Source organism: Anabaena subtropica FACHB-260 (genome assembly GCF_014697105.1).
Classification (GTDB): Bacteria; Cyanobacteriota; Cyanobacteriia; order Cyanobacteriales; family Nostocaceae; genus Trichormus; species Trichormus subtropicus.
Genome location: NZ_JACJRF010000019.1, coordinates 1 through 25,704, shown reverse-complemented (window position 1 = coordinate 25,704; position 25,704 = coordinate 1). Strand labels below are relative to the sequence as shown.

The window sequence follows — 25,704 nt, the reverse complement described above, 5'->3', positions numbered from 1 at the left end:
CTGATTATATCTTTTTTTGTGGTTTTATGTCAAACTTCCATATTATTCGTTTAGACGTGAGATGGTGTAGTGGTGGAGAAGGAATTACCACAACCACAGGTAGCAACGGCTAGGGGGTTTTGGAAACGAAATGCGCCACCCATCAGATCCTCTGAATAATCTATAGCTAAACCGTTGATATAATCATAACTGGTATGATCTATGACCACTTGAATATTATTCACATCAAAGATGCGATCGCTCTCTTTGATTTTTTCATCAAAAGACATATCGTAAAACCAATCAGAACAGCCACCTGGTTTAACTGTGAGTCTAAATAAAGATTGGGGATGCTGCTTTGCTTTTAAGCGATTGATTTCACTGGCTGCGGCTTGGCTCAAATGAATCATAACTAACTTGGGCAAGTGAAGACACCATCTCTAAGTATTACAGATGGGTTGCCCAAAAAATTAATTCATTAGATTGAGATGAGAAAACTTTAATATTAATTCTTTGTGCCTCTGTGATGAAGAAACTACTTTCTAAACACAGAGACACAGAGGAGGACACTTGCATGAGGGAGTTTGCCCATTGAGCAAAGTATAGGTTACACCGAGAAAAGTAGGTATTTAACTTATTGACCTGAGATGGTTTACCAAATAGTCCCTAATGGGATGTCCGAGAATAATCATCTTGGTAGCGAATAATATCATCTTCACCTAAATATTCACCATTCTGTACTTCAATCAGTACCAAGGGAATTACGCCAGGATTCTCTAAGCGGTGAGAAGTACACTGTGGTACGTAAGTAGACTGATTATTACCCAATAAAATTTCTTTTTCACCACAGACTACTCTAGCTGTTCCAGAAACAACAATCCAGTGTTCACTGCGGTGATGGTGCATTTGTAGACTGAGGCGGTGTCCTGGTTTAACTTCGATGCGTTTAATTTTGTATCCGCGTCCTTCTTCCAAAACTGTGAAAGAACCCCAAGGACGCAGCTCAGTTGCAGCAACACTACGGCTAGTAATGGTAGTAGGTAGGGGCAAAGTGTTGATTTTGGTTGTGGTTTCTTGAGATTGAGCCATAGTTACCTCTTTTGGAGACAAAACAAACCGTCATTACTCTGAACAATTGATGGAAAATTTGGGGCAATTTTACAACCGTGAAATTAGCAATTTATTAGCACCTTGCTAAACATAGCAAAGTGAAACTGGGTAGAGTGCAGAATGTTAGTTGAAATTCTAGGTTTATACAAAGTCTTCATCAAGTAGGATGAGTGCTTATTCTCTGCTTTAAAAAGGAGAATGGGAGGATGAGAATTATTGCTCACTTCCCGAATTCCCAATTAACGTGGTTGGAGAAAAATTCCGATGCCGTTGTGGACGCGGGCGGCGGTATTGGGATAGCGGTCTAGTAGTTGTCCGCTTAAGTAAAGGCTAGTTGAGCTACCACCGTCTAGGTTGAGGGCATTTACACATCCCAGTTGCTTCATGAGTTGGGCGTGTTCTGCTAAGTTTGGGCCAGGGCCGCCTGCACGGTTATGTACTGTGGCAATTAATAAGGTGTTGTTGGTGGTTGTACAAATGCCACTGCGAACAGCTCTTTCGATAATAAAGGCTTTACTGAATTTTTCGCTTTCGGCATCAAGGACGATTTGATTATTTTGGACTAATAGTGGCCCAGCTCCTATGATATGCGGGTAACGGTTAAAATCTCCGGGTATGGTGCTACTGGTAATCTGCACATCCTTACCGATTACCAATTGTGATGCGATCGCGTTATTATTACCGCGTAATGTTAGTAAATAGCCATCTTTGGGAATGGGAAAGTTGCTCTGACCTGCTTTATCACCTGCTAATTGATTGGTAATTTTGTTGTTTTGGACTATGAAAATTCTTTCGTTGTCGGTTAAGGGTGTATAAGTCTGTCCCCAGGCGGTGGTGTAACGAGCCATACCTGTTTGTACATAGCCACTATTGAGGAATAGAATTGGCAATCGCAAATTCGTAGATGTGACTAAGGTTTCTTGTAAACTGAGGCGACCAAAGTAAAATTGTCCGGCATCGTTCCAAGCGATCGCACCTCTATTTAAAATGGGACTAGACAACCATCGCCCATCCTGACGAACTGCACCCAAAGGATAGCGGTTATTGCGGTTAAAATATCCCCCGTTAATTGCTCCTATGGCGGAGTAGCGTTGGGCCATTTGAATCAGGGGATCTGTACCTACTAAAGTGTTAGGACTTGTAAGAATCGGTCTTAAGCTTAGTCCGACAGTCCGGGGGTTAATTTCCAACAGAACTACAGGGAATCTATTTGTATCTAAATTGACAAACTGCTGTCGCCAATGTATTCCTGTTGCCCAGGCAATATCTCGCGCATCTAAAGCATCGGGACGCAGATCTATAATTAAGCGATCTGGATTATTGATGGTGGCAAGTCTAGGAAATAAAGCTAAGGGAACCCTTAAACTAATTAAGGTTTGATTGTTCACTACCTCTACTTTTGTCACCATTGGTTCAGGTGTTGGTAGTTGTTTGAATAGATTTGGTTCGGTTGGTAGAGGTGTGTAGCGTTGAATTAGAGCTGCATCAGCTATGCCATCTAGGACGATTGTCCACTCTCTGTGAGTTGGCGCAGGAGGTGGAACATCTGGGCTGTTGGGGTCAGCAGGGGGTCTGATTGGTTGTCCTTGTCTAACTTGCCAGGGGGTTGGGCGGTCTAAGTCTACGACAATGCGAGTTACCGGCAAAGATGGTACGCCTGTGTTTTCTGGTCGCTGACTCTGGCGAATATTTCTCACTTGCCCTGGAGGGGTGGCGATCGCTAAAGTGTTACCTTGTGCTTGTACCTGCCATCCTGCTGTTCGGACAAGATTGGTAACATCAAGATAGCGATAGCCTCCCTGGAGCTTAGTTGTTAAAACTAATGGCTGGGTAGTTGAGGAAAACCACACCACCGGTTGTCTGGCTGGATTGTTGCTGTTTAATAGGTCTACCCCAATAAATTGCCTGAGAGCGCCATCACTAATCAGTGTTGTCACTTGATTTGCTCCTCCCGGTTGCTGCAACCAAGCCCCTGACAAGGTACGACCATTGAGGGAAATTTGGCTACCAGAAGATAATCTGACTGATGCAGATGATGTTGGACGCTGTATGTTTGCTTGAGCAGCTTTTGGTGGATGCTGGGCGCTAGTAGCTAAGGTAGCAGACAAACACAGTGATATTGCCGTTATCGGAGACACTATAGCTTGAAAGAAGCTGTATTTTAATGATCTGGTAACAAAATTGTGGGGTTTTTCTCGGCAATAATTTGACATTTTGTCCATAATTTACATAGGTACTTTTGAAACCTATCACTCAATGAGCTGGTTGGCTAATTGTGTGGGAATCTTAAAAAACAGTGTTTTAATTCCTTAATAAACGTGATAATGTATATGTTGGCTTCTTATCTCTTATGGATGAAAAGCCAATAAGTGCGTCGCTAAAACCACTGTAACTAAATGCTTTAACTAGCACTAGTTATAGCCAAACTATAGATAGTAGTTTTGGTGATGATATTTGGATAAGATATTAGATCCTGATAGATTGTTCCTGCTGTTGCTACTTGAGTGAAGGTTAAACAGTAGAGACGTCAGTGGCAACAGCGAAAAATCTCACAACAATAAAAATATTAGGAATTGTCAAAGGGGTATATAGTGTACTACGCTGATTTTGCTACTAAATCAGGATTGTTTCTGGTCACAGAACAGTGAAGTGTTAATTGGAGTGCGATGGGCTACGCCCTGCCGTAGGCGATCGCTAGCACTGAAGAGTGTTCTTTGTCGAGGAAACTCAAAGCACTAGAATTGAGAACATATAAAGTTGCACGATATAAATAAAGGACTGTCAAAGCACAGAAATTTTCTCTTCCATTAGGATAAACACATAAAAAATAACGTAAAAATTTTAACGTGGGTAATAAAAAAACCGAAGTTAAAATTTTTTTTCTCTAAATTTTGGTGAATTATGTACTTATACGGCACTAAATTTAGAAGTTTTTCTCACAAACAGTGGCGCAATTCGTGACTCAACGATCTCAGGAACAGGCTATGAATCATAACTTGAAGCATCACAACCAAGAAATCACAGCAAATATGAACTCAGGAGATACCTACCAGGGACAAAGGTGGTTAGTAGAGGAGCGAGATGCCTGTGGTGTAGGTTTTATCGCTCATCGCCAAAATCATGCCAGCCACGAAATTGTGGCTAAAGCTCTAGGTGCCTTGACCTGCTTAGAACATCGGGGTGGTTGTAGCGCTGACCAAGATTCTGGTGATGGTGCAGGGATATTAACTGCTATTCCTTGGGAGTTGTTGCAAAAAAAATATGCCCAAGGACAGATAGATTTTTTGTCTAGCAATAATATTGCTGTGGGAATGATATTTTTGCCACAAGATGCAGAAGTAGCACAAAAAGCCAAAGCCGTTGTTGAGCGAATTGCGACTGAAGAAAAATTCACTGTACTGGGCTGGCGAGTAGTTCCCGTACAACCTGATTTGTTGGGTATACAAGCAAAAGAAAACCAACCTCAAATAGAGCAAATTTTTCTAGCAGCAGATAACAGTGGTGATGCACTGGAAAGGCAACTGTTCATTACACGTAAACGCATATTTAAAGCTGCAAAAAGCATCTCCGAAGAATTTTACGTTTGTTCCTTGTCCAGTCGCACAATTGTTTATAAGGGCATGGTGCGTTCTGCGGTTTTAGGAGACTTTTATCTAGACTTACAAGACCCAGCTTATAAAAGTGCTTTTGCTGTTTATCACCGTCGCTTTAGTACTAACACTATGCCCAAGTGGCCTTTAGCGCAACCAATGCGACTGTTGGGTCACAACGGAGAGATCAATACTTTGTTGGGCAATATCAACTGGATGATGGCCAGAGAAGCAAGCCTGCATCATCCAATTTGGGGCGTTGGCGCAGCCTCTCCACAGGAGACTCGCTTTGACGAACTCAAGCCATCAGTCCTCCTGGGTAATAGTGACTCGGCAACGCTAGATAACGTCCTAGAGTTATTGGTGCATTCTGGACGTAGCCCCTTAGAAGCCTTGATGATCATGGTTCCAGAGGCTTATCAAAATCAACCATCCCTGCGTAACTACCCCGAAATTGTGGATTTCTACGAATATTACAGTGGTTTGCAAGAAGCATGGGATGGGCCAGCACTGTTGGTATTTGGTGATGGTAAAACAGTAGGAGCAACACTGGATCGGAACGGTTTAAGACCAGCTCGTTATGTGATCACCAAAGATGACTATATAGTTGTGGCTTCGGAAGCTGGGGTAGTTGATTTCCCAGAAACAGACATTATTGAGAAAGGTAGACTAGGCCCCGGACAAATGATTGCGGTGGATTTAGTCAACCATGAAATACTGAAGAATTGGGAAATTAAACAGCGTATTGCTAAACAGCAACCTTATGGGGAATGGCTGCAAAAGTACCGTCAAGAACTCAAGCAAGTTACCAGTCAGATGAATGGGAATGGTAACGGTAATGGGAATGGGAAAAGTCATGTAACTACGCTGAAGATTGACAAAGAAAACTTACTTCGTCAGCAATTGGCTTTTGGTTACACCACAGAAGATGTGGAAATGGTCATCCAACCAATGGCTACCAACGGATCAGAGCCGACTTTCTGCATGGGTGATGATATTCCCCTAGCTGTGCTGTCCAGCAAACCCCACTTGCTTTATGACTATTTCAAACAGCGCTTTGCTCAAGTAACCAACCCAGCAATTGACCCATTAAGGGAAAAGCTGGTGATGTCTTTGAAAGTAGAACTGGGTGAGAAAGGTAACTTATTAGAACCAAAGCCAGAATACGCCAGAAGACTAAAGCTAGAATCGCCAGTCTTAACAGAAGCAGAATTGGCAGCAATTAAGCTGTCGGGATTTGCTACGGCTGAATTGTCAACTCTATTTGCCATCGCCAATGGTCCAGACGGATTAAAAGAGGCAGTCCAAGCTTTGCAACAACAAGCGGCTGAATCAGTCCGCGCCGGAGCCAAGATTCTCATTTTGAGCGATGGGCTAGGCCCCACCGTAGATGATGGCGCAGGTGGTGGTATCAGCACAAAGTATAGCTATATTCCGCCCCTGTTAGCTGTGGGTGCAGTGCATCACCACTTGATTCGGGAAGGATTGAGAACGAAGACATCTCTAGTTGTTGAGACTGCTCAATGTTGGAGTACTCATCACTTTGCTTGTCTCATCGGCTATGGTGCTGCTGCTGTTTGTCCTTACATGACCTTGGAAACAGTGCGTGCTTGGTGGTCTGACCCCGCAACCCAACAGTTTATGGAACGGGGTAAAATTCCTAACCTCACATTAGAACAAGCGATCGCTAACTATCGTAAAGCTGTAGAATCTGGTTTGTTGAAAATTCTCTCAAAGATGGGAATTTCTCTACTCTCCAGCTACCAAGCAGCGCAAATTTTTGAAGCCATCGGTATTGGTGGAGATTTACTACAACTGGGATTCCAAGGTACTGCTTCCCGTATTGGCGGCTTGAGTATCAGTGAGTTAGCCCAAGAAGTACTTTCCATCCACAGTAAGGCTTTCCCAGAACTGACAACCAACAAGTTAGAAAACTTGGGGTTTGTCAACTACCGCCCTACCGGGGAGTACCACATGAACAACCCCAAACTGGCAAAAGCCCTGCATGAGGCTGTAGATGGGAAGAAGTATGACCACTACGAAGTTTACAAGCAGTACTTGCAAGACAGACCAATTACAGCATTGCGGGACTTGCTAGACTTCCAAAGCGATCGCTCACCCATTGCTCTAGAAGAAGTAGAGTCAGTGAGTGATATTGTCAAGCGCTTTTGTACTGGGGGGATGTCCTTGGGTGCATTGTCACGGGAAGCCCATGAAGTACTAGCGATCGCTATGAACCGGATTGGTGGTAAATCCAACTCTGGGGAAGGCGGCGAAGACCCAGTGCGTTACAAAGTTTTGGATGATGTAGACCCATCTGGACACTCGCCTACTCTGCCGCATTTGCGGGGTTTACGCAATGGTGACACAGCGTCTAGCGCCATCAAGCAAGTCGCCTCAGGACGCTTTGGTGTTACACCAGGGTATTTAGCAAGTGCAAGACAAATTGAAATTAAAATTGCCCAAGGTGCAAAACCAGGAGAAGGCGGACAACTACCAGGGCCAAAGGTCAGCCAATACATCGCCATGCTACGGCGGTCTAAGCCCGGTGTCACCTTGATTTCACCACCACCTCACCACGATATCTATTCCATTGAAGACCTGGCACAGTTGATTTTTGACCTGCACCAAATTAACCCCAAAGCCCAAGTATCGGTGAAGCTGGTAGCAGAAGTTGGTATTGGCACAATTGCGGCGGGTGTGGCTAAAGCCAATGCCGATATCATCCAAATTTCCGGTCATGACGGCGGTACAGGTGCATCACCACTCTCATCAATTAAGCACGCTGGTTCACCTTGGGAACTGGGTTTGAGTGAAGTGCATCGGGTGCTGATGGAGAATAGTTTACGCGATCGCGTGGTCTTACGTGTGGACGGCGGTCTCAAGAGTGGCTGGGATGTATTAATCAGTGCCTTGATGGGTGCAGAAGAATTCGGCTTTGGCTCTATCGCCATGATTGCAGAGGGCTGTATCATGGCGAGAATCTGCCATACCAATAACTGTCCTGTGGGTGTTGCTTCCCAAAAAGAAGAATTACGCAAGCGGTTTACAGGTATCCCCGAACACGTCGTCAATTTCTTCTACTTCATTGCGGAAGAAGTACGAGGTTTGTTAGCCAAACTTGGCTATCGTTCTTTGTCAGAAATCATTGGCCGGGCTGACATACTAACAACACGTAAGGATGCACAACTCACCAAGACACAATCAATCAACCTCAATTGCTTACTTCAACTACCAGATACCAAGGAAAACCGTAGTTGGTTGGTACATGAAGAAGTCCACAGCAACGGCCCAGTTGTAGATGACCAATTGCTTGCTGATCCCGATGTTCAAGCTGCTATTCGCAATCAGTCCACTGTGACAAAGACCTTACCCATAGTCAATACTGACAGAACATTGGGGGCAAGACTAGCGGGAGCGATCGCTTCTCAGTACGGTGATAGTGGTTTCGAAGGACAAATTAACCTTAATTTCACGGGTAGCGTTGGTCAAAGTTTTGGTGCTTTCAACCTCCCTGGAATTATTCTCACATTGTCAGGAGAAGCTAACGATTATGTAGGTAAAGGGATGCACGGTGGTGAAATTATTATCAAACCACCAGCAGAGGCTACTTATGATCCTGCCAAAAACGTTATTGTTGGTAACACCTGTCTCTACGGTGCTACAGGTGGGGTGTTATTTGCCAATGGTTTAGGAGGAGAACGCTTTGCTGTAAGGAACTCCAAAGGTGTAGCCGTCATTGAAGGTGCTGGAGATCACTGTTGCGAATACATGACTGGTGGTGTAATTGTTGTCCTTGGTAAAGTAGGACGCAACGTAGCGGCGGGGATGACTGGTGGACTAGCTTACTTTTTGGATGAAGATGGTTTATTCCCGGAACTAGTCAATCGAGAAATTGTCAAAATTCAACGGATTATAAGCACAGCCGGAGAGAAACAATTGCAAGACTTAATCAAAGCTCATGCAGAACGTACTAGTTCACCAAAGGCCAAACTAATCCTACAAAATTGGCAAGAATTCTTACCTAAATTCTGGCAGTTAGTACCACCTTCAGAAGCTGAAAGCCCAGAAGCAAATCCTCAAGGTGTAACAGAAAAACACTTGAGTTCAGTTTAGTTATTGGTCATTAGTTATTAGTTGTGGACTAATACAAAACTGATAAAGAGTAGTAAGACACTGATTGTTAAAAAAAGACGCGATATATCGCGTCTTTTTTTTAATTACGAATCACTTTTTATTAGTAATTAATTTTTCCTCTTTATCTTGCATTTCTAAAAGTTCAGGAACAGTTACAAAACTATAACCTTGCTTGCGAAATCTCGTAATAATTTCTGGTAATGCTTGTACAGTTTGGGAACGATTACCCCCACCATCGTGCATTAATACAATTCCACCAGGTTGTACTTGTCTGAATACGTTATTGATTAATCTAGGTACGCTGGGGCGCGAGTAGTCTATCGAGTCAGATGACCACATAATAACGGCATATTTATTATTTCTAGCGTAGGAAACTAGTCCATTGTTCATCATGCCTCCAGGTGGACGAAATAAATCTGTTTTCACACCTGTTACTTGATAGATAAGATTTGTTGTATTAGTAACTTCATAAGCTGCTACTTGGGGGTTCATGAAGTGATACCAGTGATGCCATGTATGGTTGCCAATGGCGTGTCCTTCAGCAACCACTCGCTTCACTAAGTCTGGGTAATTTTTTACATTTTGCCCAACAACAAAGAAAGTACCTTTAATATTGTTTTGTTTAAGGATATCTAATACTTGTGCAGTAGTTTCAGGCCAAGGCCCATCATCAAAAGTTAGTGCAATTACTTTTTGACCTTGACTAAGTTTTACTGCCTTAATCGTTGCGCCTTGAAAACGAGATGGAACAGCATAAGACAAACCTTTGGTTTTTGCTTCTTGCTGCCAACTAGTCAGCATCATCGTTTTAAATTTCTCAATTCGCTGCCGAGTTCCGACTTTGGCTGACGGAGTAGTTATATTTATACTGTTGATAATTTGTCTGTTTTGAGCATCTGAGGCGTTTGGTTTGAGTAGCATCATCACCCCAATACTAAAACTAGCACTAAGAGTTAATAATCCAATCAATATTCCTTGTGGCCAGAGAAACGACTTATTGTTTTCCACTTCATAGCTCCTTCAAGGGTAGAATCATTAGTTACTGGTATTACCGTAATTTTTCACACATTTTCTTATCAATGCTTGGATACTTAGTTCATGACTGCTAATTCTAAAACTTTGTATAAAAATTAACAGGAACTAAGGAATGAGCAAGCTGTATGTGATATAGCTCTAACTCAATGTTAGAGAATTTAATTTGGGAGGCTTGTAGCCTATTTAGTTATTGCTATTTTTTAATACCAAATATATTTTCTCCACAGTGTAGAGCTTGAATTTGTATTGTTGATAGATCCCTGGTAAGTAAAGCCAAATTATTATATTAATCAAATAGTTAGTATTGCTAAATCAGCGCATACTATTTTTAGATACTATTAATTGATTTTTTCTATAATTCTTTATCCACTAATAATTATTCTATTTTGCATAGATTTTTGTCAAAGATGAGCAAAGTAAATATGCAATCTGAGTTAGTTAATTTATTGGAAATTTTAATGATATATCAGTTTGCTTGTTGACAATCATTATTCTACTGCTAAGTATCATTTTCGTATTTTTAAGAAAAAATTAAATTTTTAGCCACCAGAAAGCATCCTTCACTTTTAGATCAAGCAGATAGACGACACTCACCTGAAGATAGTTTCTCATTAACAAGAAGCTCGGAGTAGTTAATCCATATACCCTTTAACGATTTATGCAAAATTAATTGTCAAACACTTAGCAACAAATGTGATAAAAAATTTACTTTTTTAGTATCAAAGTGTAAGTAGACCATTAAAGTAGTTTGACTTTTACTGCTTGAAGTCTCAAGTTCATGGGAGTTCTTATCTTAATTAATATAAAAATTAAATATGGGTCGTCACAGTAAAATTACTGAAATTGTCTAAAATTATCAATGTTTAAACCAGGGATGTGGCTCTATTGACCAGAAACAGTATTTATTTTTATAAAAAAAACATAATTCTCTGACAAAAAATTACATAAGATTAGTATTTGTAGTTATATGGTCGGTCTGCTAAAGAAGGCAATAAAAGTATAGACACTAAGGTGGTTTAAATTATCTTAGATTTGGGTAGTTTTTATAACCTTGCATTAGCAGTATATTATGGGTTTTTCTGAAAAGGGTGATGGTCTGCGACCGACGGTCAGTCATCGCCTAAGTTGGAATAAGCTTATCGCTACAATATTCTGTAGTTTATGATACTTTTATTTGTCGATATTGAAGCCACAGAGACGACTATAACTAGTCATTTTTTTTAATATTTCGTTATGAATATGAATGATTCTAATTATTCTAAAATCAAGAAAGATTATCTCTTACTGCTAATATTTTTTTTTGCCGCATTAGTTATAGACAGAGTTTGGTTTTTTTTAGATGAATCCATCCCCGCTTATGATCAAAGCGCACATCTAACAACAGCTTTGCACCATTACCGAGTTTTTCAGGATATCCATATATTTTCTCGTGATTGGTGGTTATCTCTTTGGCAATTAACTCCTAGTTATCGCGCTCCTTTTGTCTATATTTGTACTGTCCCATTTTTATTATTGTTTGGTATGGGATATGATGAAGCCAGTTTAGTGAATCTGCTTTATAGTGCAATAATTATTACATCAGTTTATCATTTGGGTAATTATTTATTTAATAATCGCAAAATTAGCATAACAGCCAGTATATTTTGTTTATTATTCCCTATCTTAGGGATTATGCGAACTGATTATTTATTAGATTATGGTTTAGCAGCAGTTGTTACATTGACTTTTACTGCTTTAACAATTTGGAAAGATAGTAATAAAGGTTTCTTATCGTGGTTATTAACCTTTATATTAGGCTTAGGAATAGGGTTGATAATGCTGGCTAAACCCACAGGATTTATTTTTATTTTAATTCCTAGCCTTTTGAGCTTAATTAGCTTAACCAAAGAAGGTAAATATCTTAAGTTAGTTCAATCTGGGTTCTCTTTAACAATAGCTTGGATAGTTTGTGGTTTTTGGTACAGTTTAAATTGGTTAACTATTATTACATCTGCATTAAATGCTAACCGGGTAGGAAAATCAGAGGGTGATCCTCCACCTACAACTATAGCTGGATGGTTGGTTTATCCACAAATGTTACCAGAAACTATTGGCTTACCGATATTATTTATGAGTATCGGGATTTTATTAATTTACCTAATTAAAAACAAGTTCGATATTAATTTAATTCAAAGTAAGTGGAATAAATCAGGCTTGAATTGGTTAATAATATTTCTGTTAAGTAGTTATATAATCTGTTCTCTTGGTACAAACAAAGATAGTAGATTTATTCTACCTTGCTTTCCAATAATTAGTTTAATATTATCTTATTTTTTTAATCTGATTGATACTAAGTTGTTTGATAAAATCAGGTTAATAACTATTGGATTAAGTATCATATTTTTACTCAACAGTTTATTTCCATTACCTCTAATTAAAGCGTCGAGAATACAACATTTACCCAATGATGAGGGTAAAAGATATCCACTTTCGCAGTTGATCAATAAAATTAACAAAACAAATCCATATTTAAGGTCAACTTTAGGAGTAATTCCTGTTTCTACACCCCAAGTTAATCAGTTTACTTTAGATTATTTTGGGACGTTAACAGATTTTAGAGTCTACAGCAGAAAATTAACTACTAAATTATCACAAGTAGAGCAAGACTTAGAGTATTTTTCCTGGTATGTTACCAAAGATAATGAACCTGATGAGCCTGGAGAAAGGGGTGAAACTAAAAGGAAGTTAAAACTTTTAGTAGAGTCTTCCTCGGATTTAAAATTACAAGAAGAATGGGAATTGCCTCATGGAGATAAACTGCGGTTATATCACCGAATAAATCCTGCTGTGGTTATTGAAAAATTAGATAACGCTAATTCTTCAGTTACGCTAAAACAAGTGATAACTAACAATCAGTTTGTATTTGGTGATCATAACCCTGTGACTTATCAAGTAACCGGTACATGGGATGATTTGCAAAATGGATTATTGCTATTAAAATGGCAAAATGAGCAGTCATCTTTCTTTCATGATCATGCGATCGCTTTAGGTAATTTATATTGTGGTCTTAAATGTCATCCGCAGGGAACTTTTCAGGTAACGGAGAATCTCGCTGCATTTATTCCTAAAACATTACCGCCAGGCAAATATCAATTATCAGCCCTTTATTTAGATAGAAGAAATAGCCAAGTCACACCTTTGGAAATTTCTGATATTGCTGTCAATCTAACGGCTGAAGGAAAATTAGAAAAATCGCCAGCATTAGATTTAGTCTCAAAAATGTCACAATTGGCATTAGAATTACAAAAGGGTAAGCTAGATAATATTTTTGACCAAATATCTAATTTTAATCAATATGATCCTACTCAAGATTATCTAAAACAAATTGAATTTGCCGCTAATTATTACTTGCAAAATGAACCAAATAATTTAAATTGGCGTTATCGCTTGGTACTCTCTCAACTTTTACAACGTCAAGTTCCTAATTTAATCGATAATTTAACAGAGTTAACTAAATATGATGCTCAAAATCCTTATGTATGGCTTTATCTAGCCTTTGTGTATTTATATGATTTTCAACCTAGACAGGCTGAACTAAAATTAGCGATCGCAGAACAATTAAAGGCAGATATACCAGAATTAAAAACATTAAAAACTGTGACAAATATCATGAAGTTTTTGCCATTAATCCATTTCTAAAAAATGATTTGAACTGTCAATATGCGCTCAGTCACAGAGAAAAAATGCTTATTAGGTTTGTTGGTCGCTTCATTGTCCATGTGGCTGATATTGTTAGGTGACTCTCCTTTGCGTGATTGGGATGAAGGTACCATAGCACAGGTTGCTCGTGACATTTGGCTAGCCCCAGTTGGTTCTATGCGTTGGCTGTATCCGACCTTAGCAGGGGAGGCTTATCATAACAAGCCTCCTCTAATACACTGGTTAATTGCTTGGGCTTACTCTATTGGCGGTGTGAATGAGTGGACAACACGTTTCCCTGGTGCAGTTATCACTGCATTGGGAGTACCTTTGTTGTACTTAGTAGGGCGATTACTTTTCAATCGTAGTTTACCAGCTTTATTGAGTGCGTTGGTTTATTTAACTATGTTGCCTGTAGTCCGCCACGGAAGGCTAGCAATGTTAGATGGTACAGTTGTTACTTTTTTCTTACTATTGCTGTTTTGTTTGCTAAAAGCCCGCCACAACCAAAAGTATGCTTTAGGCGTAGGTGTTGCTTTGGGGCTAATTACTCTAACTAAAGGGATGATCGTTTTGCTACTAGGAGGAATTGCTGGTTTATTTATTTTAGTAGATAGACAATTAGCTTTATTAAGAAATCCTTATTTGTGGTTAGGGTTATTGTTAGGAAATGCACCAGCGATCGCCTGGTATACTGCTCAATGGCAACATTATGGTGGGAGTTTTTTAGAAATTAATTTGCAATCCCAAAGTTTTAACCGTATTTTCCAGTCTGTAGAAGGACACAGAGGCCCGCCTTGGTATTATTTACTAGAAATTCTTAAATATGGTTTTCCCTGGGTTTTGTTCTTTCCAGGAGGGTTTTATTTAGCAGGTAAAAAGCGTCATACTTCCTGGGGTAGTTTAATTCTCATCGGCACAATTGTTTACTTTGGAACTATATCTGTGATGAGAACAAAACTACCTTGGTATATCATACCCATATATCCATTTTTGGCTTGGGCAACTGGTGCGAAGTTAGCTGATATTTGGCAGCATGGCCATGTAAAATCAAAAACTTTGGTAGTTCTATTTGTAATGCTAGCGATAGCAGGTTTAGGAGGTAGTGTTTACTTTGTCACTAGTGAGCCTCAGCCTACATTAATTGGTATGAGCATTATTTTAGCTGTGAGTATGAGTATAGTAGCATGGCTGGTTCACAAGAGCGATCGCAACTTTATTCCAGTGTTATTTGTCGGGATGTATTTAGTTTTATTTTTGTTAATGAGTTCCCAATCATGGATTTGGGAATTAAACGAAGCATTTGCAGTCAAACCAGTTGCTGCATTAATTCGTCAACACCTTTCTCCTGGTACAAAAATCTATACTTCTTTTACCTATAGTCGTCCTAGCTTAGACTTTTACTGTAATTGTCAAGTTCTTCCTTTTGACATATCACTTTTACCACAAATTAGAACCAATAATTATTTATTATTAGATAAGACAACTTTACAAAAAATCTACTTATCTGAAAGTCAAATTTTAGGTTCTGCTGAAAACTTTACTTTGATTGCGCCATCCAAAAATTAATTTGTATCAAACATAAAATCAGATTTCTGTTAATAATTTATCTATCAATTATTAATCTCGCAATGCCGTCTTTAATTTTGGATAAATGACATCACAATTTTTTACCAAAAACCAAATTGCAAAACCCAAAATAATCGAGAAAAACTTAATATGTATAGGAGTTCCTAAATAACTAAAAAGTGATGACAACTGCACAACTATAGCTATCCAACGATACTGAGGTAAATAAAAGGCAAGAATAATAGAACAAATATCGGCTGGATAAAAATATCGTTGGTGCATTTTTGGTAGGATATAAGGCAATAACAATACTGATAATGTAGCTAAATATATCAGTCTTTCTTGCGTAATTTCTTGTTTGTTTTTATAAACAATGTAAGCTAATAAAAGTATGACAAATATAGTTCCTATTACCCCTATTGTAGTAACTACACGATAAAAATCGTTGGGAATCCATTGATAAAAATTAGGTACACCTTTAGCTAGTTCTTTATATTTATTAGCTTGATTGAAATATACTAATAGTAATTCCGGCATTGGTCTTCCAGCTAACCAAGCAGGTATCATTGCCAATAAATATACTAGAGGAATGATCGGTAAAAAATACCACATTATTCTCTTTTTGAGCAACATTATTAATAATAAAGGTGAAAGAAACATTGCCTGTAATTTAAAAGACAATGCTAATCCGAAACTAACTAATGCTGGAATTTGTTTTTGGATACATAAAAAATAAATACAAGCAATTAAACCCGTTGTGTAGATGCTGTCACATTGACCCCAAATAGCGCTATTGTAAATAACAACAGGACTCAATATGACTGTTATAAAAGCAAAATTGCCTAGCTTCCCCTCTGGATACTTAAGTTTGACAATTTTGTAAGTAAAAAAAGCACAAACAAAGTCAATAGACATGGCAAAAAGTTTAATTGCCAGAATTTTTGGTAATCCTGAAAGCAACGTTGCCGCAATTACAAGCCAGTAGAGGTAGGGTGGTGTATAGTCAGCAAATCCATATTTTAAGGCACTAAATCCGCCATTAATTACTATAAAATCATACCAAGGTGCTAAAAAAGATTTATAATCTGATGATTGATTAGGAACACATACTAATCGAATTAGCACAGCAAAAATAATCGCAATAATTAAATAGGCTGGAACTTGATGAGGAAAAATTTTTAACAGCCTTTGAAACTTATATTTTATTAGCTTAAATAACTTCTGATCTGAAGTGTTGGTCATAAATAGTAGATGCTATGTGGTGAAGTTGTTAGGAAATTGTGACTATTATATATGACTTATACAAGCTAGGGAAATAGCAAGAAGTAAATGCGAACGACTCGCTTAGACCTTCGCGTATATCAGCTAAAGTCTTGACACTTCAATGCTGTGCAAATAAGGATTTTAAATTTGCTTTTACCCTACCCATTGTTCTTGGGCAAATCCCACGGCTAGCTTGGCAAGTAATGTAATAAATAAACCTAAAGTGAAATATCCCTGACGAGGATTGTGAGATAGTTGCATACCGATCGCCATACTCAAAGGTACTATGCCATAAGCTAGGCGGCTTAAGGATATCGTTCCACCAGAAGCGAGTAGCAACCCGATACCACAAAAACCATAAATAACCGCTACAGAAGTCAGTTTGGCACGAAAGCGCCACAACGCACAACCACCACCCAACAGTATAAATACATTAAGCAAGCGATTAATAAAATCTTCTGGTGCCAGTAGCAACAAAAGCAAAACTAGACTGTAAAAGCCATAGATAATCTTGGCAGAGTTTAAGTATTGACGAAAGTAGTATAAACAATATCCAGTACCAACAATCAAGGTAAACAGCAAAGGATGCCAAGGGTCATTGATCAGACCCAGTTCAGGCTGAACCCAACCATATTTCCAATTTTGAGAACCTAAGACAATTTGCATCAGCATATTTAACCACCCTTGCCCATCAAACCCTAAAGATGGTCGCCAGCCTCTTTGTGCAGCGATAAAGGCTAACGGATCATGAAAACGGATGGCACAATATAAACTAAATAGAATCACTCCTGTAGCAGTGGCGAAACCAGCAATATAAGCAATTGGTGGTCTGCGTTCCTTCCAAGAAGCGATCGCCAAGGCGGGAATCATAGCCATTCCTGTGGGACGTGTGGCTGTCGCTAACGCACCCCAAAAGGCTGTCCAGCCATACTGCTGTTGATCAAAAGCCCTTAAAGCAGCTGTACTTAAAAATAAATACAGTCCCTCAGTATAAACTACCCCTGTAAACATCGCGGATGGATACCAAGACACCACAGCCGTAGCCCATCTGGCTACACTGGTTCCATAGCAATTTTTCAGCCAGAAGTACAAAATATAAAGTGCTGCCAAAAATGCCAAATTGTTGATTAAAAGACCTGCTAGTTCAAACGAAAAACCCCAAGTCATCAACACCCTAATGCTGAAGGGAAAGAGGGGAAAAAACGCTAAATTATGTTGTTTACCGTCATTAACAAATTCATATCCTGTAGTGGCGATCGCTCTATAATGTACACCATCCCAAGCGTCAAAAACTCCCCAGCCTAAACTAGAGGGAGTTTCTGGTGCTGATGGTAAATTAGGTGCAACTAGCAACATAGTAATCCAAATTAGGATTCGGCTGAGAAACCACATTGCTACTGGAAAGAGAAAATCATTTTTCCATAAAACTTGTGTGATCAATATTTGCACTTTAGCCATAGACTTGAGTCTTTCCCAAAAATCCCTTATCCATTTATTTATCTATGGTTATCACCCGATAATTTCACATTATTCCAGTATTAAACAATTACCATTGAGTAATTTTCGGAAAATAAATTTTAAGCATTTATGATTAAGGAATTAGTATTTAAATACACAAAATATCATTATAAAAATTAGCGAGCTTCAGAAATAAATACTTAGTAGCGACATTTCCTAAGTAAAATCAATATTGATCCCATGAAGAATAATTGATTGTGGCGATCGCTGTATATTAATGAGTCCTCAGCAATTTATAGTGGGAGTTGTCGGTAAATCCTTAAGTAATTGTGAAAAGTATTACTCTTGTTGGTTCCACTGGCTCAATTGGTACTCAGACTTTAGATATCGTCACTCAGTACCCAGATCAGTTTCGGATTGTGGGGTTGGCGGCGGGAAGCAATGTAGAAATGTTGGCAGAACAGATTCGGCAATTTCGACCGCAAATAGCAGCGATTTCTGCCGCCGAAAAATTGCCAGCACTCCAAGCGGCTCTCAAAGACCTTGATCCCCAACCTATTTTACTAGGTGGTGAAACCGGAGTGATCGAAGTTGCCCGTTATGGTGATGCCCAAACAGTTGTCACAGGTATTGTTGGTTGTGCAGGGTTATTGCCAACAATCGCCGCCATTGAAGCCGGTAAAGACATCGCTTTGGCAAATAAAGAAACTCTCATCGCCGGCGGCCCTGTAGTATTGCCCTTAGTGGAAAAACATCGTGTTAAATTACTCCCAGCCGATTCCGAACATTCTGCTATCTTCCAGTGCCTCCAAGGTGTACCCAAAGGCGGCTTAAGGAAAATTTTGCTCACGGCTTCCGGTGGTGCTTTTCGAGATTGGGATGTAGAAAGATTAGCAGAAGTAACAGTGGCTGATGCTCTGAAACATCCTAACTGGTCTATGGGGCGGAAAATTACCGTAGACTCAGCCACTTTAATGAACAAAGGTTTGGAAGTGATTGAGGCTCACTTCTTATTTGGGTTAGGCTACGAAGATATTGAAATTGTCATCCATCCCCAAAGTATTATTCACTCCCTAATTGAGCTGCAAGATACCTCTGTTTTAGCCCAACTCGGCTGGCCGGATATGCGCTTACCCCTGTTATATGCGTTATCTTGGCCGGAACGCATCCACACCGATTGGGAACGCTTAGATTTAGTTAAAGCAGGCAATCTCACATTCCGCGAACCAGACCATCAAAAGTATCCTTGTATGCAGTTGGCTTATGCGGCTGGTAAGGCTGGTGGTTCTATGCCGGCTGTGTTGAATGCCGCTAATGAACAAGTTGTGGCATTGTTCCTGGAAGAGAAAATCAAATTTTTAGATATTCCTCGATGTATTGAATTAGTGTGCGATCGCCATCAAAATGATAACTGTGTAAATCCTTCTTTAGATGACATTTTGGCAGCAGATCAATGGGCAAGGCAAGAAGTTTTAACAGCTACTAAAAATTTAGCCACTCAAGCTCAGATAATTTCTGTGCGCTAAGGCTTAATAAAATTAATTTTTCGTCTAATTGGTGAAAGTTAAAACCTATAGATCAGATCCCCAAATTTTTTGAGAAATTGGGGATCTTGCTTAACACAATAAATCTTCTGATTATTTGCCCAATTCCCAAAGTATGAAAGCGTTTTTCAAGTCAATGAAGTACAAGGAAATTTAAATAGTACAACTATTGCAAATTAATGAGAATACCATAATATAAGTAGGTCGGCGTAAATAATTATTGTTGGAATAATGCAGGGGGCAGGGAGCAGGGAGCAGGGGGAGAAAGAGTTTGAGCTTTATTTACTTTTATTCACATAGTTTGGTTTTATTGCACCTATTTACTTATGCTGTTTGATTAATGACTATTGCCTTGTTGAATTGGAATTTCAATCCAAAATTCCGTACCTAAACCTAATTGCGAGTTGCATTTAAAAACACCACCATGTTTCTCTACTACAATTTTGTAACTAATTGACAAGCCTAAGCCAGTGCCTTTACCCACAGGTTTTGTTGTAAAAAAGGGATCACATATTCTGATTCTCAGGTCTTCCGGTATGCCTGGACCATTATCCGCAATCCGAATTACTATGCTTTCAATACTGTCTCCAATCAGACCAATACTAGTAGAAATGATAATTTCACCATTATGAGTTTTTGATTGCGACTCCCTATAATCTTCTAACGCATCAAGGGCGTTACTCAAAACATTCATAAATACCTGATTCATCTGTCCGGCATAGCATTCTACCAAGGGAATATCACCATATTTTTTGATTAGCTTAATCCCAGAAAGCTCAGGTTTAGCTTTCAAGCGATGTTGCAAAATTAGCAAGGTACTATCAATACCCTCATGAATATTCACAGCTTTCATTTCTGCTTCATCAAGGCGAGAGAAAGTCCTTAAAGACATGACAATTTGACGGATGCGATCAACACCGATTTGCATAGAAGCTAGAGTTTTAGGCAAATCTTCAGCTAAAAACTCTATATCCATTTTGTCTGCCTGCTCTAGAATTTCCAAACTAGGATTGGGAAACTCTTGCTGATAAAGTTTCAACATCCTGAGTAAATCCTGAGTGTATTCACTAACATGGCTGAGATTGCCATAAATAAAGTTCACTGGATTATTAATTTCGTGAGCTACACCTGCAACTAATTGACCCAATGAAGACATTTTTTCTGTTTGGATGAGTTGGGTTTGTGTTTGTTGCAAATGATGTAGTGCTTGAGTTAATTTTTCCGTTTGTTGCTGTGTTTGGGTGAGTAGTTCAGCTTGTTGTAGTACAACTCCCAATTGAGCAGCAATTTGAGTGAGGAAATTAATTTCCGAAGGTTTCCATAGACGAGGGCCAGAGTGTTGATAAGTTGCTAGCAAACCCCAAAGCTTCTGCCCAAAAAAGATAGGAGCAAGTACAAAAGCATGAATTTGATATTGCTCTAGATTTTCAACATGACATTGAGTAAACTCCATTTTATAAATATCATCTACGGCAAATGTTTGATTGTAACGGTAGCGTCCTCCTTCTGTGTCTTGTAAATAGGTATCGTTCCAAACTGTATTAATGCCTATTTTTGATTCATTTGACCAGTTAGGGCTAGTTGCCTCAAAATCACCAACAAATTCACCACCCCAATCTGTTGTGAAACGATACACAGAAACTCGATCAGCTTTGATTAATTGACAAACTTCTTTAGTAGTTGTCTGAAAAATAGTATTAGTATCAAGAGATTCACGAATCTTAGAAATAACACCAAATACAGCTTGTTGTTGTTCTGATGTATGTTGTAGTTCAATAGTGCGTTTATGGACTTGTTTTTCTAAGTTTTCGTTAAAAACTTGTACTTGTTGATATAGTTCATACTGCTGAATTGCTGAGGCAAATTGTTTACCAATTTCTTTAGCTAGTTCAATATCTTCGCCCGTCCATTTTTGAGCTTGCGCCTTTTTAGAGTCACGCCATAGATTAAATGACATACGTGGATAAAGTTGCCTTTGATCGCCATCAAATTGACCAGCCCACAAAGTTTCAGTATCTATCTCATTGCGGAAAATACTTAAGTAACCTAGTAACTGCTGACGATACTCTAAGGGAATAAATAAAATGCTGCGAATTTTAGTTGGTTGAAAAACAGTTTGTAAACTTCGCAAAGCGGGAATTTGATAGATGTCGGTAATTGCCCAGACATCATGATGATGAGATTTGTAGTGTTCCTGCCAGACACTATACTGCTCAATTAGTGGATAGATAGTTGGTTCTGGAATAACGGGTTGTTGTCCACAGATATAAAGTTGGACACAGTTGCTCCCTGGAATTAAACATTCTCCCAAACTCCGAGAGGTACCATTTTTTAAGTCAACAGCTTGATTTTTTAAACAAAGCCTACCACCAACGCCACCGAAAGCGGCAACGGTTGCTTCTAAAGCTGGTTGTAAGACAATCGTTGGTAATGAGTGCAGTAAGGTAGCAATGCGATTAATGATGGTTTCTCGTTGTGCTTTAGCACGGGCTTGGGTGAGGAGATGACTTTGAGCGATCGCCACGGCAAGTTGATCTACAATCATCTGCATGGCTTCCAACTCATCCTCTGAAACCATCCGGCTTTGGGAGTGATGAGATACCAATAATCCCCACAGTGCATCTTGATGAAAAATAGGAGCAACAACCGAAGATTTAACTCCCATCGCCGTTAAATATTCCACATGGCAGGGGTCTACAGGGCGATAACTGATTTCTTCTGAGATTAATTCTCCCGTTTCTAAGTTACGCAAAGGACTTTGACCAATCTGCTGTGTATCTACGTTGACGACAGAACGTACCTTTGATTTGATAAATAGTTCCCGTGCATGGGGTGGAATATCATCAGCCGGAAAATTCAAGCCCAGCATTGAGGGTAGACGGTTTTCATGAATCGACTCAGCAATGACCTGACCGCTTCCATCTGCGTGAAATTTGTAAATCATCACTCGGTCAGTTCCTAATAAAGCGCGTACCTCAGCCGTTGTCGCTGTGATGATGTCTGCCAACTCTAAAGATTGGCGGATGCGAGTTGTGATGCGACGCAGTACACTTTCTTGATTAAGACTGACTTGGGTATTTGATTGAGCGATCGGTGACATTGCTTTTCTTTAAATTAATTTCAGGAAAATTACGATATTCTTAACAAATATAAAGACATTTTTAAATTTAAATAATTACATTGTCTACAGTGAAAGTACGGTCAAAATTTCCTGAAAAAACTTCTTTATATTTTTATATAAATTTTTGGTTTTAACAATTAACGTTTTTTATTAAGCTATAGCAAAGTAAAAATAAAATTTGAACTAATTAAATACTCTTGAATTATTTGAAGAATCAAATTAAAATTTTAAAAGACGCGATATCAATCACGTCTTTCTAAGATAAAAGTAAAATATATTTTTTACTTTTATTAGCGTTTAATTATTTAAACAAAATTAAACTTTCACATTATCAACAAAGCGGATTTTCAAATAGTCTTCTTCCATCTTTGCTCCTGCTGGTTGTAAGGCTGCTAAGGCTTGTGGCAATACTAAATTACGGCGATGATTGCCAATAGTAATGTTTAATTCATCTCCAGTTTTATTGAGTTGAATCTGATTTTTGGGAATTCCAGGCAAATATAATTCTAAACTGTATTGGTTATTTTCTTGAACAACTCTAACAGTCGTTTCTTTATAATATACCTGAGTTGGATCTTCGTCTTTGTACAGAGTTTCTTTTAATCGTTCTAAAGCCGCTAAACCACACATTTCTTCTGAAAATAGTGGTACTTCTTTTACGGGTAAAGGATGGAAATTTTCATGGATTTCTTGACGGTATTCTTCCTGATTTTGTTTCCAGCGTTGGAAAAACGGATCTTGCACTTCGGCAGGGATAATGCGATTAGCCACAACTAAATCAGTGGCAACATTATACAAGCTTAAATATGCGTGAGCGCGTAGAGACTCTTTAATCACCATCTTTTCTGGGTTGGTGACGAGACGCACTGAAGTTTGCGTATTATCTGTTAATACTTTTTCCAAAGCTTCAATTTGTTCATAAAACTCATAAGGCGCATCCATCACTTCTTTATCTGGTAACGAAAACCCAGCTATTGGTTTAAAGATAGGTTCAACCAATGGACGCAGCGCGACTGAGATGTTTTGAAATGGCTTGTAAAAACGCCGCATATACCAACCGCCAACTTCTGGCAAACTCAAAAGCCGTAATGCTGTACCTGTAGGTGCAGAGTCGATAATTAAGACATCAAAGTCGCCTTCGTCATAGTGGCGCTTCATTCTCACTAAGCCGAAAATCTCATCCATGCCTGGTAAGATGGCTAATTCTTCTGCCTGTATTCCATCTAAACCCCTGGCCTGTAAAACTTGGGTAATGTAGCGCTTCACTGCACCCCAGTTTCCTTCTAATTCTTGCAGTGCATCTAGTTCTGCACCCCACAAGTTAGGACGGATTTGCTTTGGTGCATGGCCTAATTCCATGTCAAAACTGTCTGCTAATGAGTGAGCGGGGTCTGTACTCAAGACCAGTGTCCGATAGCCTAATTCTGCACAACGAAGTCCAGTTGCAGCAGCCACCGAGGTCTTACCTACGCCGCCTTTCCCTGTCATCAAAATTACTCGCATGGATGATTATGCCCTGCCTGAGAATTGTTTACATTTATTTACGCTATCTCTATTATCGATGGTTTGCAGGGAATAAGTGCGGTTTGAGTGGGTCTAGTGTCAGGAAGTTATTGGGTGTTGCTAGGTGATGGGTGATTTGGCTCACGCAGAGGCACGGAGGAGCAGAAACAGAGCGAAAAAGAGAGTTAGGCTATTTTTGCAATTAGTTTTTAAGTTATGAATTATTTATTGTGAACATCTTTAATATCTAGTTCATCAGTTTTAAACAATCTCCACACCATCTTTTTATATTTATTTTCTGACTTCATTTTTTTCCATAAATTAATCTTTTTTCATCGTCAAAGCATCACGAAGGTAGTGATTCGCAAAGGTGGCTTATCCCGTTTTAATTCTTAATCATAAAGGTTCTTGGTGATGTTTATTTAACTCTAATTTCATAGCAATCAAATTTTACTAATGATTTATTTGGAAGAAGTGCTGCTTGATTACATCTAAAGGTGAACAGTGCCAATAATCAATATGAGAAACTATCAAGCCATCAGAGTTAAAACCAAGTTCACTCCAACCAGAGATAGAAATGCGTGGTTTCCAAGGTACGGGAGTATTCCAACTCAGCGTCCATTCTGTTTTTATTTTGTCCCCTAAATGTTGAATATCATGCAAATCCATTTTGATATTTAAAAACCAAGTTTGCATGAAATTAATCATTTGTTTATAGCGATTAACCCCGCGAAATTTATTTAATGGGTCTTGAAAATAAACATCTTCAGCATAAATGCTATAAGTTTGATTTACTGGAAATCGCTGATAGTCTTGTTTGAGAATTTCAATAATGTTCATTTACCAATTACCAATTACACATTGTCTAGCTATTTACCTCATTCCAAAGCCGTTCTAACTGACGCTTCCAAGCGGCTAAAACTTCTTCTCTTGCTTCTATAGTTTGGTTAACTTCTCCTAACAATCCTTCTGCATAAAACCGTTCTAGGTTTTGCATTGTAGCTTCAAGAGATTGTCCTTGCTGTTTTGCTGCTTGCACAATTTGCCGGACACGACTTTCAATCAGACGATTGAAGACATCGTTTAAACCAGCTTCATATAAAGAAATAAGTCTGGAGATCGCACTACTCAAATCATCACTAGTCAAAGTACTGCTATTGTGTTGATATACTGCCCAAATCACGCCATCATACAAAGCATAGCGGACTTCTTGGGTATCATCAAAGTTGGCTTCTAAAAACTGTGCCAGGAATGCTTGGGCTTCTTGTAATGGCACAATTGGTAGTAAAACTCGCAACCAACTACTATCTTCCGACAACAATACCAATAGTCTAAATGTAGATGTATCTACTTGCCACGATCCAGGTGCGATCGCTTGTACATCTGCCGTACTAAATAATTCTGCCAGAATTTCCGCAATTATTTCAGGTGTCATATTCTTTTTTGAGCTTCAGCCTCTAGCGTACCGCTTTTACGTTCAGAGGCGCATCAGCTTATTGGTTGGACTGTTGCACTACTTGCTGGACTACTTCTAGAGGTAAATCTAACAACTGAGCGATCGCTTCTACACTCAACTCAAACTGTACCATACGAGGTATCGTTTCTAATTTACGCCTAATGTGAATTAAGAAAAAAGGCGGGAGAAGTAAGAAGATGAAAGTTACCAGCTTCTCAAATCAAACTTCCCCCATGACTAGCATAAACTTTGGAACGCTAT

The 25,704-nt window shown here is 39.1% G+C and carries 14 protein-coding genes; 4 read left to right on the top strand and 10 right to left on the bottom strand.

Annotated features, from left to right (window positions below; genetic code table 11):
- Positions 1–50: 50 nt before the first annotated feature.
- The 3 genes from H6G18_RS12755 to H6G18_RS12745 form a co-directional block, all read right to left on the bottom strand.
- Complete coding sequence (locus H6G18_RS12755) at positions 51–389, bottom strand: HesB/IscA family protein (RefSeq protein ID WP_190407475.1); 339 nt, start codon at positions 387–389, stop codon at positions 51–53.
- A 256-nt stretch (positions 390–645) separates the two neighbouring features.
- Positions 646–1,068, bottom strand: a complete 423-nt coding sequence (locus tag H6G18_RS12750; protein ID WP_190407474.1) for a cupin domain-containing protein — start codon at positions 1,066–1,068, stop codon at positions 646–648.
- A gap of 260 nt (positions 1,069–1,328) precedes the next feature.
- Positions 1,329–3,311 carry a phosphodiester glycosidase family protein gene (locus H6G18_RS12745; RefSeq protein WP_190407473.1) on the bottom strand — a complete coding sequence of 661 codons (1,983 nt, stop codon included), beginning with the start codon at positions 3,309–3,311 and terminating at the stop codon, positions 1,329–1,331.
- A 762-nt stretch (positions 3,312–4,073) separates the two neighbouring features.
- Between H6G18_RS12745 and H6G18_RS12740 the strand changes: the two genes are divergently transcribed.
- Positions 4,074–8,795 (top strand): glutamate synthase-related protein, encoded by a 4,722-nt coding sequence (locus tag H6G18_RS12740; protein ID WP_190407472.1) that lies wholly within the window; start codon positions 4,074–4,076, stop codon positions 8,793–8,795.
- A 111-nt stretch (positions 8,796–8,906) separates the two neighbouring features.
- Here H6G18_RS12740 and H6G18_RS12735 read toward each other — a convergent pair whose 3' ends face one another.
- The gene (locus H6G18_RS12735) at positions 8,907–9,824 is read right to left on the bottom strand and encodes a polysaccharide deacetylase family protein (protein WP_190407471.1); all 918 of its coding nucleotides are present in this window, start codon (positions 9,822–9,824) and stop codon (positions 8,907–8,909) included.
- Between the two features lie 1,266 nt (positions 9,825–11,090).
- Between H6G18_RS12735 and H6G18_RS12730 the strand changes: the two genes are divergently transcribed.
- Complete coding sequence (locus H6G18_RS12730) at positions 11,091–13,529, top strand: hypothetical protein (protein ID WP_190407543.1); 2,439 nt, start codon at positions 11,091–11,093, stop codon at positions 13,527–13,529.
- A gap of 21 nt (positions 13,530–13,550) precedes the next feature.
- Positions 13,551–15,098, top strand: a complete 1,548-nt coding sequence (locus H6G18_RS12725) for an ArnT family glycosyltransferase (protein WP_190407470.1) — start codon at positions 13,551–13,553, stop codon at positions 15,096–15,098.
- Between the two features lie 51 nt (positions 15,099–15,149).
- On the opposite strand, the gene H6G18_RS12720 is transcribed toward H6G18_RS12725, so the two are convergent.
- Complete coding sequence (locus H6G18_RS12720; RefSeq protein ID WP_190407469.1) at positions 15,150–16,340, bottom strand: hypothetical protein; 1,191 nt, start codon at positions 16,338–16,340, stop codon at positions 15,150–15,152.
- A 174-nt stretch (positions 16,341–16,514) separates the two neighbouring features.
- The gene (locus H6G18_RS12715; RefSeq protein ID WP_190407468.1) at positions 16,515–17,819 is read right to left on the bottom strand and encodes a mannosyltransferase family protein; all 1,305 of its coding nucleotides are present in this window, start codon (positions 17,817–17,819) and stop codon (positions 16,515–16,517) included.
- Positions 17,820–18,148: 329 nt separating this feature from the next.
- On the opposite strand from H6G18_RS12715, the gene dxr reads away from it, so the two are divergent.
- Positions 18,149–19,345: a 1-deoxy-D-xylulose-5-phosphate reductoisomerase gene (gene dxr / locus H6G18_RS12710; RefSeq protein ID WP_190407467.1), complete on the top strand. Its 1,197-nt coding sequence runs from the start codon at positions 18,149–18,151 to the stop codon at positions 19,343–19,345.
- A 355-nt stretch (positions 19,346–19,700) separates the two neighbouring features.
- On the opposite strand, the gene H6G18_RS12705 is transcribed toward dxr, so the two are convergent.
- The 4 genes from H6G18_RS12705 to H6G18_RS12690 all read right to left on the bottom strand — a co-directional run bounded on the left by H6G18_RS12705 (position 19,701) and on the right by H6G18_RS12690 (position 25,422).
- The gene (locus tag H6G18_RS12705) at positions 19,701–22,463 is read right to left on the bottom strand and encodes a GAF domain-containing sensor histidine kinase (protein ID WP_190407466.1); all 2,763 of its coding nucleotides are present in this window, start codon (positions 22,461–22,463) and stop codon (positions 19,701–19,703) included.
- A 336-nt stretch (positions 22,464–22,799) separates the two neighbouring features.
- On the bottom strand, positions 22,800–23,987 hold the full coding sequence (locus H6G18_RS12700) for a TRC40/GET3/ArsA family transport-energizing ATPase (RefSeq protein WP_190407465.1): 1,188 nt from the start codon (positions 23,985–23,987) through the stop codon (positions 22,800–22,802).
- A gap of 453 nt (positions 23,988–24,440) precedes the next feature.
- Entirely contained in the window at positions 24,441–24,827 is a 387-nt protein-coding gene (locus H6G18_RS12695) for a DUF2358 domain-containing protein (RefSeq protein ID WP_190407464.1), read from the bottom strand.
- A 25-nt stretch (positions 24,828–24,852) separates the two neighbouring features.
- Complete coding sequence (locus H6G18_RS12690; RefSeq protein ID WP_190407463.1) at positions 24,853–25,422, bottom strand: hypothetical protein; 570 nt, start codon at positions 25,420–25,422, stop codon at positions 24,853–24,855.
- Positions 25,423–25,704: the final 282 nt, after the last annotated feature.

Excerpts from the sequence above, each read along its gene's own strand:
- H6G18_RS12755 (WP_190407475.1), bottom strand. The coding sequence starts at position 389 with ATGATTCATTTGAGCCAAGCCGCAGCCAGTGAAATCAATCGCTTAAAA.
- H6G18_RS12750 (WP_190407474.1), bottom strand. The coding sequence starts at position 1,068 with ATGGCTCAATCTCAAGAAACCACAACCAAAATCAACACTTTGCCCCTA.
- H6G18_RS12745 (WP_190407473.1), bottom strand. The coding sequence starts at position 3,311 with ATGGACAAAATGTCAAATTATTGCCGAGAAAAACCCCACAATTTTGTT.
- H6G18_RS12740 (WP_190407472.1), top strand. The coding sequence starts at position 4,074 with ATGAATCATAACTTGAAGCATCACAACCAAGAAATCACAGCAAATATG.
- H6G18_RS12730 (WP_190407543.1), top strand. The coding sequence starts at position 11,091 with ATGAATGATTCTAATTATTCTAAAATCAAGAAAGATTATCTCTTACTG.
- H6G18_RS12725 (WP_190407470.1), top strand. The coding sequence starts at position 13,551 with ATGCGCTCAGTCACAGAGAAAAAATGCTTATTAGGTTTGTTGGTCGCT.
- H6G18_RS12720 (WP_190407469.1), bottom strand. The coding sequence starts at position 16,340 with ATGACCAACACTTCAGATCAGAAGTTATTTAAGCTAATAAAATATAAG.
- H6G18_RS12715 (WP_190407468.1), bottom strand. The coding sequence starts at position 17,819 with ATGGCTAAAGTGCAAATATTGATCACACAAGTTTTATGGAAAAATGAT.
- H6G18_RS12705 (WP_190407466.1), bottom strand. The coding sequence starts at position 22,463 with ATGTCACCGATCGCTCAATCAAATACCCAAGTCAGTCTTAATCAAGAA.
- H6G18_RS12700 (WP_190407465.1), bottom strand. The coding sequence starts at position 23,987 with ATGCGAGTAATTTTGATGACAGGGAAAGGCGGCGTAGGTAAGACCTCG.
- H6G18_RS12695 (WP_190407464.1), bottom strand. The coding sequence starts at position 24,827 with ATGAACATTATTGAAATTCTCAAACAAGACTATCAGCGATTTCCAGTA.
- H6G18_RS12690 (WP_190407463.1), bottom strand. The coding sequence starts at position 25,422 with ATGACACCTGAAATAATTGCGGAAATTCTGGCAGAATTATTTAGTACG.